Genomic DNA, 15,273 nt, shown 5'->3' with positions numbered 1-15,273 from the left:
AATTGGCCTCAAAACGCTTAAAGGGACGGTGAATTCGCATTGAATCTGCACAATGCGAAAAATCTTGCGACGAGAGTCGCGTAATTGGAGCGGGGCCTCTTCAACTCGGGTGTACTTCAGCAGCCTGTTAGGCGCGACATTGCAGCAGTGCAAGCCATTTGCGATGTTGCTGTGGCTGCGCGTGACTGCACCGAACTAGCAGCGTCATATCTGATCATGTCACGCGACTATGTAGCAACCACCAGGGATCTTTGGCAGCAAGGGCTGTGGAGTCTGGCCCCCGACACCAAAAAGACCTGACTCGTCGGCGCGGACCATTCACGTCAGGGCGCTCTGTCGAGTGGCCGTGCATATAAGCGTTTGCCGAACTTGACGCAGTAGATGTTCTGGCAAATGGCGCCGACATAACTCCGCACTGGATCCACACGAAGATGGCACGCGAGAATTAGGACAAGGAGGACAAGGTACTACGCGCACGAATCTCGACTCCTCGTCAATATAACCAAGCGTTCTTGCGGACGCAATCCCGTTAATTGCTAGTTTTATTTGTAGCTATAGGTTTGGTGCTCTTCGACGCCTCCGCGCCGACCTCAAGGTTACTTTTTGCGACTTCAACTTCTTGCCGACCAGCACTCCGTAGGCTTTCGCATAGAGAATCGGCAGCCGAAATCGCGGAATTCAAAGCGCTCGTGACTGGAACATTCTTGGCGACGTCCTCCACCATCGTCTGCACCTGACGGCGGCAGGCGCTACCTTGCACCTGCACAATTCGTGCGAACTCGGCCTGTGTTACCAACACGATGTCGACCGCCTGACGGCTATACGTCAGCACCCTCTCGGTCATCGGCTCAGCGAAGTTGTCTTGAAGCGCGAGCCAGTCCCGGTGCTCCTTCGACGATAGCGACTTTTGCACCAGTTCGAACATATCGACAAGCGTCGTGCAGGTCCATTGATTGTTCAATGCAGCCAGTTTCCCGACGCTCTCCACTGTCTTGTCGCCGAGATCAAAGAGGTAACCTACCGTTACGTTTTGGATTGCGGCAATCTGTTCCCGGTTCAGCATGATGAAGCTCCAGTGTGCGCGATCCGGACACGAAGGCGGCGCCTTCACGATCTTGCGACAGAGATCGCATAGTGGGTCAAAAACGCGCGCCGGATGTGGTGCGCGTCAGAATGCTCCCGGTCCGGCAACCCGTTGCTCCGGCGAGATCGGCTCAGTTGCCTACAGAATATCAGGCTCTTCTCGATTGATTTTCATCTGCTTGAATGTGTCTTGACCACCATCAAGGACTGAATCTGCGGTAGAGACTTCTCGGCGCCCACATTCGTCGGTACAGACGACGAAGCAATCGTCGATGGGGACAACTCAAGCACGTCGCTTTCGATGCTCCGCCGGCTCGTGCCGACACTCATATACCGACGGCGCGCCTGAACTCGCGCGTGGCGTTTTTCGCGCGCGCGCTGGCGTCCGGTGCGTCGGGGAGAGCAATGCACCACGCCGCGATAGCTTTGTCGGCGAGCGGCTCCCACTTGCTCACCCAAGCCGTCAGCACCGCGCGGTTCTTTTGCTCCTCGAGCGCCATGCGAACGAGTTCGGCGGCCCAACGCCGATGGCGCTGGGCGTCGATCAACTGCGCATCGGTGATGAGGCCGAGCAGCGTATCGCCGTTGTGCCGCGCAGCCACTCCGAGGCTTCGCAAAACGGTTTCTTCCACCGCCGGGCGCGCGACGAGGTTCAGCGCGGCGAAGCTCTCCGCCCAGTCCCATGCTGTGAGTGCGTGCTCGACGAGATTGCGCCAGCCCTGCCATGCCGGATCGTCCTCCCAGTAGTGCCGCTCGTCAGTGCCGAAGCCGAGGTCGCCGAACGTCTGCGACAGCTCTTTGGTGCGATACGCCGTGTGAGTGAGCCAGCGCAGCGTGTCCGCTGTCTGGTAAGCGGCGCAGTTTGAGATCGTGGAAGCGGGCGCCATCTGGGTCAGATACGCCGAGCCCATTTGCAGTGCATGGAACAGGAAGCGGGCGGGCGTGTAGTGGCGCGCGAGCGTACCCGCCCAAGTGTGTGCGAGCATGCTGTCGTGACCGCGTGCGGAGAACTGGTCTAGCAGCCCGAAGACATACGTTTCCTGCCCGTCCTGGAGCATGTTGTAGGTGCGGTAGACGAGCTCGTCAGGATCGCGGAACGCATTCCAGTCGGGCCGAGTCAGCGGGGATTCATTGCGGTTTCGCTTGAACCATTGCGCCATTTCGAAGTTCGGATCGAGCTCGAACGGCGCATCGGGATTGTCGGTCGTGTAGTGCAGATTGGTCGTGACGATCTCGTACTCGCTTGGCTTGCGCCGCCGGGCCGCCAGATGGCTCCATGTTTTCAGTGGCTTGAGGACTTCTGTCATGATTGTCTCCAGTTAAGAAAAGGTCTGCAGAGGTCGTTTTCGCAGCGGTGACTCCACACTCATCGCAGTCTGAACGGCCACGACATTCTTGTGTTGAGATTTCCCAGCAGAGTCACCCATCAGGTGCCGTGCCGGTGAAACACATGACCGCACCGGCCAGATCTTCAGCGTTTCGCAAAGCTCTGCGCAACATCCATAAATCGCTCAGAGCAGACCGCGTCGTCTGGACAGCATTTTTTCACCAAACCCATATATCGGGCCCTCGCATAGCCGAACTGTCGCTTGATGATGGGAAAGGGATGCTTAACCTTGGCACGGGTCTCTGCCTTGAGCCGGTCGATGTGATCGTGTATAGCGTCCAGATGATCGCTCTGGTCCAGTGCACGATGCCGCCGTCGAGACCCCGGAACTCGCGATACAGCGCCTCTTCCATTGCAGGGTCCGACAGAGCGAACCTGTGCTGCATAAACCGAATTTGCGGCATCGTCGCGACCGGGAAAAGTGGTCGTCCGTTTTTGCCTCGCGGATAAATGCGGCTCGATCAGCACAAATCAGCTCCGACCAAGGCACAACACGCCGCATCGCCTCGAGAAGATTCGGACTTCCACGTGGTTGAAAGATCCAGGGAACTGCGACAATACACTTCTACCCAATTAATTCGCGATGCTTCCAAGATAGCTGAACGGGCGTCAATGCCAGGACTTCGACAGACCTTCCTTAAAGCGTCTTTTCGTAGTAGAAACGCACATACTCGTCGGTCGTCTCGATGCGGCCCGCGAACGAGCTGAGATTGACTTCGAGTTCGGACATCCTGAACGGCCGACCCAGCGCTTCCTCCAACGTCGCGCGGCATAGGATCAGTTCGCCGTCCGCGTCGATGCGTACATATGCGAGCTTGTCGTCCACGCGGATCACCTTGCCGGGGTTGTCCTCGTGCGCGGCTTCGATGACGCCGGCCGTGATGCTGCTCGCGCGAAGCACGGGACCCACGCGGTTGTTACGGTAAGCTTCGGCGGTCTTGTCAACGATCATGCTGTGTTCCCCTGCGGACTCAGGAATGGGCAAAGAGCGCATGAACGCCTTCTACGGCAATCAGAAGATCGTCGCCTTGGAGCTTCACGGCATATTCGGCGAGACGACAGTCACCCGGATTGATTCCTTTGCCCGTATTTGCGTCGAAGGTCCACTGATGAGCCCGGCACGTCAGCACGCGGCCATCGAATTTTCCTTCAACGAGCCGAATGTCGTGGTGCGGACAAATGCCCTGAAAGCCGCGCGGCTCGCCGCCTTCGGGACGTACCAACACGATCACGTGGCCATCCACTTCCACCTCGGTCATCTCCGCTTCCCACAGGTCATCGAGAGTGCAAATTTTCCGAAATTTCATGTCGCCCTCAATCATCGCAAAAGATGAATTCCAGCGTTTCCATCGGCTTGATGTCGGTCTCGGCGAGTTTCGCGTTGCGCGGATAGAACTGCTTGCTACCTTGGCGGCGCACGCGGATCACCTTGTCGGGTTGAGGCGCTACTCGCCGGCCCACCGAATGATGAGATGCTGCGGCGGCGATCTCGTCCATGGAATTGTCGGTATCCACGGTTACGAGTTGCAATACAAAGTCGTACTGAAAATTGGAAATCACAGGGACAAGAGCCATATCGCCCTCCATTGAATCGCCGCTCATGCAGCCTTTTCTTCGTAAAGCTTGTCGCAGTACGCCTTGACCCACGCGTAATGGTGCGCGTCATCGCCAATTTCGCCCGGTGCGAGTTCCATGTACTTCAACGCACCCCTCAGGTCGGGTGGCTGGATCTGCCCAGCCAGTAAGCGATCAACGAGCGCGAGGTGATTGCGGTAGCGAACGGGATCCTGCTGGAACACCCAGCGATCAATTTCCGAGTTGAAGTGATACGTGCGGCCGTTGTAGTCGAGCGGATAGTCCTTTACATTCCAGCCATTGCCAGGGATCGCGCAGATGGGCAACTGGCTCATGTTGCAGACGATCGGCAGCGTCTCGGGAACGGTGAGCTCAGGCTTGCCGGCAAGCAGGTTATCGATTATGACATCCCACACTTTGCCGAACGTGTCGTTCCAGCCGGGATATTTATCTTCGAGCCAGTCGCGGCACTCAGGTGTAATGCCGGCAGCAGGATTCCACCACACGGTAGGCCGCCAGAACCAGATAGCCAATTGGTACGCATGGTGCTGGTAGTCGAACTCGCTAACGATCTGTTCCCAGTACCATGGCAGGTCGAGTCCGAGGTCGATCAGGGTGCGTTCGAACTGACCTACGATCCATTCCCGCATGAATTCCTTGAACGACTGCTTGCGATGCACGAGTGGCGTGGCGTAATCCATCGAGGAGCCCGTGAGCAGGCAGAACAGACGCCACGCGCGCGCGATGGCGACATCAACGAGCTTTTGAGCATGCTCTTTACGGCCGTTGGCGATCAGGATCTGCAACGCGGGACCCCCGATTTGCGCATGGCGCGACTCATCTGTCTGAATGCTGGAAATCAGGCTTGCAAAAGTGAAGTCGCCCGCTTCGGCGGCATTGGCCGCGAGGCCGAGAAACTGCATGTTGGTAAAACCCGTCTCGAACGCGAAGGTTAGCATGACTGCGATTTCGATCGCACTGCGCGACATGAACAGGTCATCGAACGCGCTGCGCGCGGCAATCGCACCCCACGCGTTGGTGTGATACGCCTTGTGGGCCCAATCGAACTGCCGATCCTTGGGACAGTAGTCGTGAGGGAAGTAAAGCTGCAACTGACCATGACGATTCTCGTCGAGCATGCCGAAGGTGGCCATATTGCGCATGCCGGGCGCACGGCCGAAACGTACCATTCGGGCCTCGGCGCTCATCGCCGCATATTCGCCGAGCGCAATTGCCCCGTAGTGCGCCTTCAGAATGGAGAGCCACCCCGGATCGGCGTCCTCGAACATGCGGCTACGCTCAAGTGCCTCCTTGACTGAATATGCGCCAGCATCCTTCTCACGCTGGATGCGCACATACTCGGGATACGACGTCTTGTAGGGCTCGTCGTAGGTTTCCCAACTCGCCATGGGAATGCCTTGCGCCCCAGACATGAGATCGGGAAAGAGCTCCGACTCCGTCACATATCTTGGGGTCCAGTTGGTGGCACGTGCAATGTCATACCATGCGGCTCGTTCCAGTAACGCCATCGTGATGCCTCCTTTTGGAATGGGCGATGCGTCTTCCCGGCACGATGCGCACTCCACCGGGCCCCTTGGGAACGCAAGATCAATGCCAATCCGCGGCGTTGCTTTCTTGGCGATCGAGGCGACAAATCTGAGAGCCGCGGCGGAGCGAAAGGGGAACCGAAATTGCGCAGGTATAGCGAGTAGGACATGTACCACCGCATGCACAGCATGGCCGCATCCACTGGGTGACGACAGCGTTTGGGCACTGTGGCGGCGCTATCAAGATGCGGGGGTGAATCTTACCGCAACGCAGCGCCCTACCGCGACACTGCATTGAGATGGTAAGCCGGCAGTTGTCGAGGTCCAGGACGATGAGTGACTTCCGCCGTAAAGGCCCTTTGATCGTTTAGTCCAGCACGGCCCCACTCTGCACACAAGCGCACAACGAGCATCGAGTTGATAAGCGTCGGGCGAAGTTAAGCGGTCGTTGCGAGATAACCGCCGCCTTAATTCTCCGTTGTCGGGGCAACCTCAGTGTTGCATCTCCGACGTTGTCGGACATGCAACATCTCCCAGCGCAAGAATGATACTTCACGCAACGCTGATCAAGTCGACCGCAGAGGTACTGCGAGCGTTATAGATCGGGGTGGATCCGGAGGACAGAACAGGATGAAGCCGCCGACGCTATCGACGGCCGCTGAAGGTGCTGCTTTCGAGACACACCACAAACGGACGCGACGCGATAAGTTTCTCGCGATGAATGCAGTTTCGTCGTGTGGGCTGAGCTTTGCGCGGTGGTCGAGCCGTATTATCCGAGGTGCGGCAATGGCCGCCCGCCGATTGACCGGGAGCGCATGCTGCGCCTTCATTCTATCCGGCACTGCTTCAACCTGGCCGATTTCGCTTGTGAAGACGCGCAAGACTAGCAATGGTACTTCGGCGCGAAGCTATACATCGACGAGGATAGCAAGAGTGGCCCGGTGCACAGCGTAGTACCGGCCAACGTGCATGAAAAGCTTCCACTGCCGCAATTGCTACACGGCCATGAGCGGAAGGTCTACGCTAACAGCGCTTACGCCAGCCAGAAGGCTAATCCACAGCAAAGCAGCACACCCACCGCGCGTGTGAAGTCAATACGGTGCAGCGCGGCGAGAACTGCCACAAGTCGAGGATCCGCGCACGCGTGGAGCATGTCTTCGCAGTGGCCAATCGATGCGGGGTTTCGCGAAGGTGCCTACCACGGTTAGCGCAGAGTACGAACCTGGCTTCATAGCTTTGGCGCGCGCCAATCTCTACCTGTCGGGCACGCGATTGATGGCACAAGTGCGTCCGTAATGGACGAAAGGCGCCCCAAAAGCCGAGGTGTATCTGGAGTATGGTCGGCGTCACGACCTGAACACCTCCACAATGCCGACACGTCGCAAATTCGGCGACTTTTTCAGCCTAGCCTTAACGTGACAACGCCGACATATGTCGTCGAGAATTGGACAAACAAGACAGGGCACTCGAAGAATTTATCGAGCTTTCTCGGCAATTTTTCCAGTTTCACGCCGTGCGAAAAGGTGGCGCATAGGTTGATTCGTGAACCTCCTCCCAGATATTTTGCTTCGTTCTCTGAAGATGCCGTACTGGCTGACCTTTGTCAGACGAACGGCCCGTCGCCACTATGAGAAGGTTTTGTCGGCGCAGCACGTGGTCCTTCCCGCTTCCGCCTCAATTATGGGAAGCGCCGCGGAACATTTTTTTCGTTAGGGAGCCGCGACGCCAAGGTCGGCACGAATCTTGTTATTTTCAAAACGCTTCACCGACAGCGAGACGCCGAAGACGCGTTCGTATGCCAGCTTCGCGGGGCCGAACGCCATCAAGGGACCACATAGTGATCGAAACGTTTTATGAAGTCATGCGACGCCAAGGGATCTCGCGCCGTAGCTTCCTCAAATTCTGCTCGCTGACGACAACGTCGCTCGGCCTCGGGCCTGCGTTCATGCCGAAGATTGTCCACGCAATGGAGACCAAACTGCGCACGCCGGTGCTCTGGCTACATGGACTCGAATGCACCTGCTGCTCAGAGTCGTTCATCCGCTCGGCGCACCCGCTGGCGAAGGACGTCGTGCTTTCAATGATCTCGCTCGACTACGACGACCTCTTGATGGCTGCCGCGGGACACCAGGCCGAGGCGATCCTCGAAAACGTGATGGAGAAGTACCGTGGCAACTACATCCTCGCCGTCGAAGGCAATCCGCCGCTGAATCAAGACGGTATGAGCTGCATTATCGGCGGCAAGCCATTCGTCGATCAGTTGCGCCGTGTGTCGAAGGACGCGAAGGCTGTGATCTCGTGGGGGTCGTGCGCGTCGTGGGGCTGCGTGCAGACGGCCACGCCGAACCCGACGCAGGCGGTGCCAATCCACAAGGTGATCACCGACAAGGCGATCATCAAGGTGCCCGGCTGTCCCCCGATCGCCGAGGTGATGACGGGCGTCGTCACCTACATGCTGACGTTCGACCGGATACCGGAGTTGGATCGCCAAGGCCGTCCGAAAATGTTTTACAGCCAGCGCATTCACGACAAGTGCTACCGCCGTCCGCATTTCGACGCGGGCCAGTTCGTCGAGTCGTGGGACGACGAAGCGGCACGGCGCGGCTACTGCCTCTACAAGGTCGGCTGCAGGGGCCCGACGACCTACAACGCCTGCTCGACCGTGCGTTGGAACGGCGGCACGAGCTTCCCCATTCAGGCGGGCCACGGCTGCATCGGCTGCTCTGAGGAAGGATTCTGGGACAAGGGCTTCCTCTACGATCGGCTCACCCGGATCGATCAGTTCGGAGTCGAAGCGAACGCCGACAAGATCGGCGCTACCGCGGCCGTCGTGGTGGGCGCCGCCACTGCTGCGCATGCAGCCGCTTCGGCAATTCAGCACGCCAGGTCGAAGCAGGACTCTATGGACGACCGCGACGGCCAATAGCTACACCTCGCGTCGGGGTGCAGCCGACAAGCACAGGAAGCCGCAAAAGAAAAGCAACCATGACAGCCATTTCGAACCCAGGATTTCAGCTCGGTAGGAACGGACGCCGGATCGTCGTCGATCCAGTCACACGCATCGAAGGCCATATGCGCGTCGAGGTCAACGTTGATTCGAACAACGTGATCCGCAACGCCGTTTCCAGCGGCACCATGTGGCGTGGCCTTGAAGTCATTCTCAAGGGGCGCGACCCGCGCGACGCATGGGCGTTCGTCGAGCGTATCTGCGGCGTATGCACGGGATGTCACGGGCTCGCCTCCGTGCGCGCCGTCGAGGACGCGCTCGACATCCGCATTCCGCCCAACGCGCACCTGATCCGCGAGATCATGTCGAAGACATTGCAAGTGCACGACCACGTGGTGCACTTCTATCACCTGCACGCGCTCGACTGGGTCGACGTGTTGTCGGCGCTCAAGGCCGACCCCAAGTTAACGTCCGAGTTGCAACAGCGCATCTCGCCCAAGCATCCGATGTCGTCACAGGGCTATTTCCGCAATGTGCAGACGCGTCTACGCAAGTTCATCGAAAGCGGCCAGCTCGGTCCGTTCATGAACGGCTACTGGGGCAACTCCGCGTACGTGCTGCCGCCAGAAGCGAATCTGATGGCCGTGACGCACTACCTCGAAGCGCTCGACATGCAAAAGGAGTGGGTCAAGATCCACGCGATCTTCGGCGGCAAGAATCCGCACCCGAACTACCTCGTAGGGGGCGTGCCTTGCGCGATCAATATCGGCAGCGACCTAGCGGCCGGCGCACCCATCAACATCGAGCGCCTAAACTTCGTCAAGTCGCTCATCGACGATGCGATCACCTTCTGCCGCAACGTCTATGTACCCGATCTGCTTGCAATCGGCACGATCTACAAAGCACGCGGCTGGTTGCATGGCGGCGGCCTGGCCGCGACCAACGTGATGGACTACGGCGCGTATCCGCTCGTCAACTACAACCCATCCACCAACCAGATGCCGGGCGGAGCCATCATCAACGGCGACTGGAACACGCTCCTGCCAGTTGATCCGCGCGACCCCGAGCAAGTGCAGGAATTTGTCGCCCACTCCTGGTATCAATACCCTGACAACTACCGCGGGCTGCATCCTTGGGACGGCATTACCGAACCGCACTACGAGCTCGGACCCAACACGAAGGGCACGCGCACCGCAATCGAGTCGATCGACGAGAGCGCAAAGTACTCGTGGATCAAGTCGCCGCGCTGGCAGGGGCACGCGATGGAAGTCGGACCGCTCGCGCGCTACATCCTCGGCTACGCACACGCGGAGCAGAGCAATCCGCATTGCGGCCGTATCAAGGAACAGATTGAGGCCTCCCTCCTTGCCGTGAACCAGGGCATGCCAAAGCTGCTCGGCTTGCCGGAAAGCTCGCTTGGCGTGAAGCAACTGCTGCCGACCACCATCGGCCGCACGCTCGCCCGCGCGCTCGAAGCGGAGTATTGCTCCGAGATGATGGCGGACGACTGGCAAAGCCTCTTACAAAACATCCGCAACGGCGATACCTCGACCGTGAACCTGGACAAGTGGGACCCTTCGACGTGGCCAGCCGAGGCGAAGGGCGTGGGCGCGGTCGCCGCGCCGCGCGGCGCGCTCGGCCACTGGATCAGGATCAGGGACGGTCGCATTGAGAACTACCAGTGCGTCGTTCCGAGCACTTGGAACGGCAGCCCGCGCGACGCGAAAGGGCAGATCGGCGCGTTCGAAGCGAGCCTCATGGACATGCCCGTGGCGAACGTCGAGCAGCCCGTCGAGATCCTGCGCTCGCTGCACTCGTTCGACCCTTGCATGGCTTGCTCGACGCACGTGATGAACGCGGACGGTGCGGAAATGACCGCCGTGACTGTGCGATAACCCCACCAGACCGCCACAGCGCCTGCGCTCGCCGGCGCCGCGCGGCAGGAAAGGATGATGACGATGCAATCGTATTCTCGATGCGAAAAGGCGGCTGACTTTGTTTCGTCCACCGAGGCAATTTACGTGCACGAAGCGCCGGTACGCGTCTGGCACTGGATCAACGCAGTGTCGATCGTCGTGCTGGCGTTGACCGGCTATCTTATCGGCGCCCCGCTTCTCACACAGCCCGGCGAGGCGAGCGCGAATTTTCTGATGGGCTATATCCGCTTTGTGCATTTCACCGCGGCCTACCTGTTCGCAATCGGGCTTGCGGGCCGCGCGTATTGGGCGATTGTCGGCAATCGCCATGCGCGCGAAATGTTCTGGGTGCCGGTATTCTCGCGCGAGTACTGGATGGACATGCTCACCATGCTGCGTTACTACTCGTTCCTCGGGCCCACGCCGCGCCAGTTCAGCGGGCACAATCCGTTATCGCGATTTGCGATGTTTTTCGTGTTCTTGCTGATCTCACTCTTCATGATCGTGACCGGTTTCGCACTGTATGGCGAAGGCGCGCAGGCCGGCTCTTGGCAGCAGATTGCGTTTGGCCAGGTATCCACGCTGATCGGCCAGTCGCAGGCCGTGCACACGTGGCATCGCCTCGGCATGTGGGCGATCATGATGTTCGTTATCGTGCATGTCTATATGGCGATCCGCGAAGACATCATGGCCCGCCAGAACATGGTCGGCACGATGATATCGGGCTACCGTACCTTCAGGAAGTGAGGTTGCAATGCTGACTTGCCCAAAAACCGGCGTGCCTGCCATCGTCGTACTCGGCATCGGCAACTTGCTGTGGGCCGACGAGGGTTTTGGCGTGCGCTGTATCGAGGCGCTTGAGCAGCACTTCGAGTTTGCCCCGCACGTGAGCCTCATAGACGGCGGCACGCAAGGGCTGTGTCTGGTCCAGTACGTCCAGGCGGCCGACAGTCTGCTCATTTTCGACGCGGTCGATTACGGTCTCGCGCCGGGCACGCTGAAGATCGTTGAGGATGACGACGTACCGGCGTTCCTCGGCGTGCGCAAGATGAGCCTGCACCAGACCGGCTTCCAGGAGGTACTAATGCTCGCGCGCCTGACAGGCCGGTATCCACGCCGCGTGCTGCTGATCGGCTGCCAGCCGGACGAAGTGGCCGATTTCGGTGGCAGCCTGCGACCCACCATTAAAGCATCGCTCGAGCGCGCGCTCGAACTTGGCCTCGAGCGCCTTGCCGCATGGGGCGGAGAGCCCACGCCGCGCCACACCCCGTTACATGCCGACGATGCGGTCACGCTGCCGCATCTCGCGCTTTCGCGCTACGAAGGCGAGCGGCCCAGCGAGGCCGATGCGTGCCGCACCGGCGACGAGCGCGTGCTGCTGCGCATGCGCCGCAAGGAGCCGTCGTCGTGTGTATAGGCGTGCCGATGCGGGTGGTCGAGGTGCAGGGCTTGCGGGCGCTGTGCCACGGACGCAGCGGCCACCGCCGGATCGACACTTCGCTAGTTGGTCCATGCAGCGCCGGTGAATGGCTGCTGGTTTTTCTCGACACGGCGCGCGAGAAGCTCGACGGGACACGCGCGGCAGAAATCGACGCGACGCTCTCGCTCGTGGAACTGGCGCTGGAGGGAGATGCCGCCATGGCCCGAGCGAGCCCGAATTTTGAATTGCCGTCCGCGCTCGGCGTGGACGATTTGACCCGGTTGACCTCCAACGCGCAACCGGCGCATGGCCGTCACGGGTCCTCCGAGGAATCGCCATGACAAATACGAACGGTACCGCGCTTGACGCGACGTCCGTGGTGCAGCGGCTAACTGATGGCAGACACGCCGTGTCCGTGGACGAACGAAAGGTAGGCGATTGGGTTGCGGACGCCGGCGAATGTGTAGCGCTGCTCACGGCTGCCGGGACGCGCTTTCCCGACTTCCTCGACGTGGCCGTGGTGCTGCCCGAGCTCGCGCGCCGCGTGTGGCGGTGGCCGTGGTCCACGTTGCTGTGGCTGCACGCCGGCGCTTATGTCACGAGGCTCTCCAGTATGACGGACTGGAATGACTACGTGGCAAACGTCGCACGTGCGCTCGGGCAGCCGACTACGCGGACGCCATGGGTCGGCATTCCCGGCCGCACCGTCGGCGCTTCGCCCGGCTGTCACGAATTGTCGATCAATCTTTGGGGTCGTTGATCGTGTCCATGAGTCCATTTCCCATTCCCGTCGCGCCTTTCCGCCCGGGAAACCAAGCCGAGAGCGATGCGGTGCTCGACTATCTGCCGATGCCGCAAGGCATGCGCATCTATGTGGCGCCGACGCTGCCTGAGCGCTGCAATGCGCGGGCACTCGACGGCGCGCGCGGCGTGCTTCGCAACGTATTAGGCGTACTGGCGGCATACGAACCTGGTACGCCGTCCGAAGCCATCGATCTGACGCCGTACGATCGAGCAACGCTGCGCGTTCTCAACGACGTGCTGGGCGAGGGCGAGGTCAGCGCGCACGTCGACGGCGCGCAGCGGAGCGGCGGGCTGATCCAGGAGACTGTGTTTGCCGGCCTGTGGCGCGTAGTCGAGCGGAATGGCGCGCGCCCGGTCGACCGGCTCGAGATCGGCGCGGCCCCCGCGATGCTTGCCCAGCCCAAAGACCCGGCGCAGCCGATGATGCCGTTGCCGGACATGCTGCCGCTCGACGTGATGAACGCGCCGTCGATCCTGAGCGAAGTACGCGATTCCGCCGCGCGCTGGCGCGCCGGGCATGCGCCCCACATCGTCAACCTTACGCTCCTGCCATTGTCGCCGGGGGATCAGCAACTGATCGACGCCGTGCTGGGCGAAGGCGCGGTGCAGATCTTGTCGCGCGGCTACGGAAATTGCCGGGTGGGCAGCACGGCGATCGCGAACTGCTGGCGTGTTGCATATTTCAACTCGCAGGACATGATGATCCTGAACACGATCGAGATCACCGATCTGCCAGAGGTCGTGCGCGCCGCGCCGGAAGACCTCGCGGATTCGCGCGAGCGCTTGACCCAGTTGATCAACTGGATGGGTGAGGTGTGACGATGGACGAGCGAACGAAGCAATTCGAGGGCTGCCATCTCGGCGCCAGCAGCCCAATCGCGACGCACACGTGCCTCGAATGCAAGTTCTGCTGGTGGATCCACCATCCCGAACAAGGCGATCCGGTCTTGCAGATTCCTCCGCACGCGAGGTTCGCGGCGCTTCAGGCGCACTGGCGCTGCCGCGTTTATGGCCGCGCGCCGGATCAGGTCATTTTTCTTGTGGGACGCGGATTGACCGTGCGTGCAATCCAGCGAAAGGTCATACACGGCGATCCAAGGGTGGCTAGGCTTGTAGCGCACTTCGAAACGGCCGCAACCAGTGCGATGCCTGACATGCCGGTCGTGAAACTCGCCTTGCGTATCGAGGGGACCGGCTTTGAGCCGGTGCCCGGCGAGACCGGGGCCCGATGCGGTTGGTTCGGGATGCCGATCACGCCATGGTCCATGAGGCCCCTCTCGTTCCCCGGCGCGGTGCGGGACTCGGTGGAATGTCCGCGGCCGGCCGGCAAAGCGCACTTGCGCGTTGGCGACGTCGATTTCAAATGGCTCGGCGCGCACGCGCAAGACGTCGGAGCCTATGCGTGCTGCTCGCTCTTTTTGCCGATGCTCGAATTCCCCAGACAGAAGAGCGCCACATCGGGCGGTGTCCCATGCGTGTCGCGTCATGCGCTCCTGCTGCGGCCGGCCGCGTTCGGGAGCGCTCCATGACCGCGCCGATGCTGGCAGCATTGGCCGCACAGTACCGGGTGCGCCCCGGCCGGCACGACAGCATTGCGGGCGGGCGCCCACCACTGGCCGCCGCGCTGCTGCGCGGGCAACCGGTAGCAACTGCTGCGGCGCGGCTGTCGGCGCTGTTCTCGTTGTGCGGACTCGCGCATAGGCTCTGCGCAGAATTTGCCGTCGGCGCAGCGGGCGCTTCAGTGGAGCACAAACGCGACGATGTGACCAACGCCGCTCATGCCGCAATGCTCATGCGTGAGACGCTCGCCGTGCATCTTCGCTGCATGTGGACCGACTGGCCGGTGCGGCTGGCCGCCGCCGCGCCGCATACGCTGCCCGACGTCGAGTCGGTTGACTCTTCCGACTGGCTGGAGCGGCACGTTCTGGGCATGCCTGCGCAAAAGTGGCTCGCGCACTGGACGGACGATCCGCGTGGCTGCTTAGCGGCGTGGTGCGCACGAGCCGCGACGTTCCCGGCCCGGTTGCTGGCAGCCTGCCGCGCGCACGCCGATACGATGCGCGCTACGCCGCGGCCGCTCATCATCGACGAAACGCGGTTAAGCGAACTGGCCGCGGCGATTGCCGAGAGTCCGGTGTTCGCGCACGCGCCCGTACAACGCGGCCTGCCCGCGGAGACCGGCGTGTGGACACGTAGCGACGATCCGCGCGCGCTGGAATACGACACGCCTTGGCTGCGGATTGGCGCGCGCGTCGCGGAGGTGGCGCGGCTGGCAGCGGGCGACGACGGGCCAAGTGCGCTTCGCTTTGGCGCGCGAACGTGCGCGCCCGGCGAGGCGCTCGGCTGGTGCGAGATGTCGCGCGGCGTGCTGCTCCATTGGGTGCGCCTCGCGCCAGGCGATGCGGCGCGCATCGAGGACTATCGCGTGGTCGCGCCGACTGAGTGGAACTTCCACGGCCAAGGCACGCTCGCGCAAGCCTTGTCGCGACTGGATCCGGCGTGCGGCGATGGAACGTTCGCCGCGCGCGTAGGCGCGTGGATGGGCGCGTTCGATCCCTGTGTCGCCTATGTGGTCGACACGGACGGCGCGTGAG

At 61.1% G+C, this 15,273-nt stretch carries 15 protein-coding genes and 2 pseudogenes; 10 read left to right on the top strand and 7 right to left on the bottom strand.

Features of this window, described 5'->3' with window-relative positions; genetic code table 11:
* Positions 1 to 529: 529 nt before the first annotated feature.
* The 7 genes and pseudogenes from phaP to AB3X89_RS28930 all read right to left on the bottom strand — a co-directional run bounded on the left by phaP (position 530) and on the right by AB3X89_RS28930 (position 5,574).
* Positions 530 to 1,063 carry a TIGR01841 family phasin gene (gene phaP / locus AB3X89_RS28960; protein ID WP_368586341.1) on the bottom strand — a complete coding sequence of 178 codons (534 nt, stop codon included), beginning with the start codon at positions 1,061 to 1,063 and terminating at the stop codon, positions 530 to 532.
* 346 nt (positions 1,064 to 1,409) lie between these two features.
* A complete protein-coding gene (locus AB3X89_RS28955) occupies positions 1,410 to 2,390 on the bottom strand; it encodes an aromatic/alkene monooxygenase hydroxylase subunit beta (protein ID WP_368586340.1) in 981 nt (326 codons plus the stop codon).
* Positions 2,391 to 2,502: 112 nt separating this feature from the next.
* Positions 2,503 to 3,033 (bottom strand): annotated as a pseudogene (locus AB3X89_RS28950) (hypothetical protein).
* A gap of 74 nt (positions 3,034 to 3,107) precedes the next feature.
* A complete protein-coding gene (locus AB3X89_RS28945; protein ID WP_013094443.1) occupies positions 3,108 to 3,422 on the bottom strand; it encodes an MmoB/DmpM family protein in 315 nt (104 codons plus the stop codon).
* Positions 3,423 to 3,441: 19 nt separating this feature from the next.
* On the bottom strand, positions 3,442 to 3,777 hold the full coding sequence (locus tag AB3X89_RS28940) for a Rieske 2Fe-2S domain-containing protein (RefSeq protein ID WP_368586339.1): 336 nt from the start codon (positions 3,775 to 3,777) through the stop codon (positions 3,442 to 3,444).
* A 7-nt stretch (positions 3,778 to 3,784) separates the two neighbouring features.
* Positions 3,785 to 4,045, bottom strand: a complete 261-nt coding sequence (locus tag AB3X89_RS28935) for a toluene-4-monooxygenase system B family protein (RefSeq protein WP_013094441.1) — start codon at positions 4,043 to 4,045, stop codon at positions 3,785 to 3,787.
* 23 nt (positions 4,046 to 4,068) lie between these two features.
* On the bottom strand, positions 4,069 to 5,574 hold the full coding sequence (locus AB3X89_RS28930; protein WP_368586338.1) for a toluene monooxygenase: 1,506 nt from the start codon (positions 5,572 to 5,574) through the stop codon (positions 4,069 to 4,071).
* Between the two features lie 648 nt (positions 5,575 to 6,222).
* Between AB3X89_RS28930 and AB3X89_RS28925 the strand changes: the two are divergent.
* From AB3X89_RS28925 to AB3X89_RS28880, 10 genes and pseudogenes are all read left to right on the top strand, one after another.
* Positions 6,223 to 6,888, top strand: a pseudogene (locus tag AB3X89_RS28925) (transposase).
* 544 nt (positions 6,889 to 7,432) lie between these two features.
* Positions 7,433 to 8,518: a hydrogenase small subunit gene (locus AB3X89_RS28920; protein ID WP_368586345.1), complete on the top strand. Its 1,086-nt coding sequence runs from the start codon at positions 7,433 to 7,435 to the stop codon at positions 8,516 to 8,518.
* A gap of 59 nt (positions 8,519 to 8,577) precedes the next feature.
* Positions 8,578 to 10,434, top strand: a complete 1,857-nt coding sequence (locus tag AB3X89_RS28915; protein ID WP_368586337.1) for a nickel-dependent hydrogenase large subunit — start codon at positions 8,578 to 8,580, stop codon at positions 10,432 to 10,434.
* A 63-nt stretch (positions 10,435 to 10,497) separates the two neighbouring features.
* The gene (gene cybH / locus AB3X89_RS28910; RefSeq protein ID WP_368586336.1) at positions 10,498 to 11,202 is read left to right on the top strand and encodes a Ni/Fe-hydrogenase, b-type cytochrome subunit; all 705 of its coding nucleotides are present in this window, start codon (positions 10,498 to 10,500) and stop codon (positions 11,200 to 11,202) included.
* A 7-nt stretch (positions 11,203 to 11,209) separates the two neighbouring features.
* Positions 11,210 to 11,872 carry a HyaD/HybD family hydrogenase maturation endopeptidase gene (locus tag AB3X89_RS28905; RefSeq protein ID WP_368586335.1) on the top strand — a complete coding sequence of 221 codons (663 nt, stop codon included), beginning with the start codon at positions 11,210 to 11,212 and terminating at the stop codon, positions 11,870 to 11,872.
* Between the two features lie 8 nt (positions 11,873 to 11,880).
* Positions 11,881 to 12,216 (top strand): HypC/HybG/HupF family hydrogenase formation chaperone, encoded by a 336-nt coding sequence (locus AB3X89_RS28900; protein WP_368586334.1) that lies wholly within the window; start codon positions 11,881 to 11,883, stop codon positions 12,214 to 12,216.
* Positions 12,213 to 12,635 (top strand): hydrogenase, encoded by a 423-nt coding sequence (locus AB3X89_RS28895; protein ID WP_368586333.1) that lies wholly within the window; start codon positions 12,213 to 12,215, stop codon positions 12,633 to 12,635. Before AB3X89_RS28900 ends, AB3X89_RS28895 begins: the two co-directional genes overlap by 4 nt.
* An 8-nt stretch (positions 12,636 to 12,643) precedes the next feature.
* Positions 12,644 to 13,498 carry a hydrogenase expression/formation protein gene (locus tag AB3X89_RS28890; RefSeq protein ID WP_368586332.1) on the top strand — a complete coding sequence of 285 codons (855 nt, stop codon included), beginning with the start codon at positions 12,644 to 12,646 and terminating at the stop codon, positions 13,496 to 13,498.
* 2 nt (positions 13,499 to 13,500) lie between these two features.
* Positions 13,501 to 14,208 carry a [NiFe]-hydrogenase assembly chaperone HybE gene (gene hybE, locus AB3X89_RS28885; protein ID WP_368586331.1) on the top strand — a complete coding sequence of 236 codons (708 nt, stop codon included), beginning with the start codon at positions 13,501 to 13,503 and terminating at the stop codon, positions 14,206 to 14,208.
* A complete protein-coding gene (locus AB3X89_RS28880; RefSeq protein WP_368586330.1) occupies positions 14,205 to 15,272 on the top strand; it encodes a nickel-dependent hydrogenase large subunit in 1,068 nt (355 codons plus the stop codon). Before hybE ends, AB3X89_RS28880 begins: the two co-directional genes overlap by 4 nt.
* Position 15,273: the final 1 nt, after the last annotated feature.

The organism is Paraburkholderia sp. BR14320 (assembly GCF_040948665.1).
Lineage (GTDB): Bacteria > Pseudomonadota > Gammaproteobacteria > Burkholderiales > Burkholderiaceae > Paraburkholderia > Paraburkholderia youngii.
This window is presented reverse-complemented; position numbering and strand designations above follow the sequence as displayed.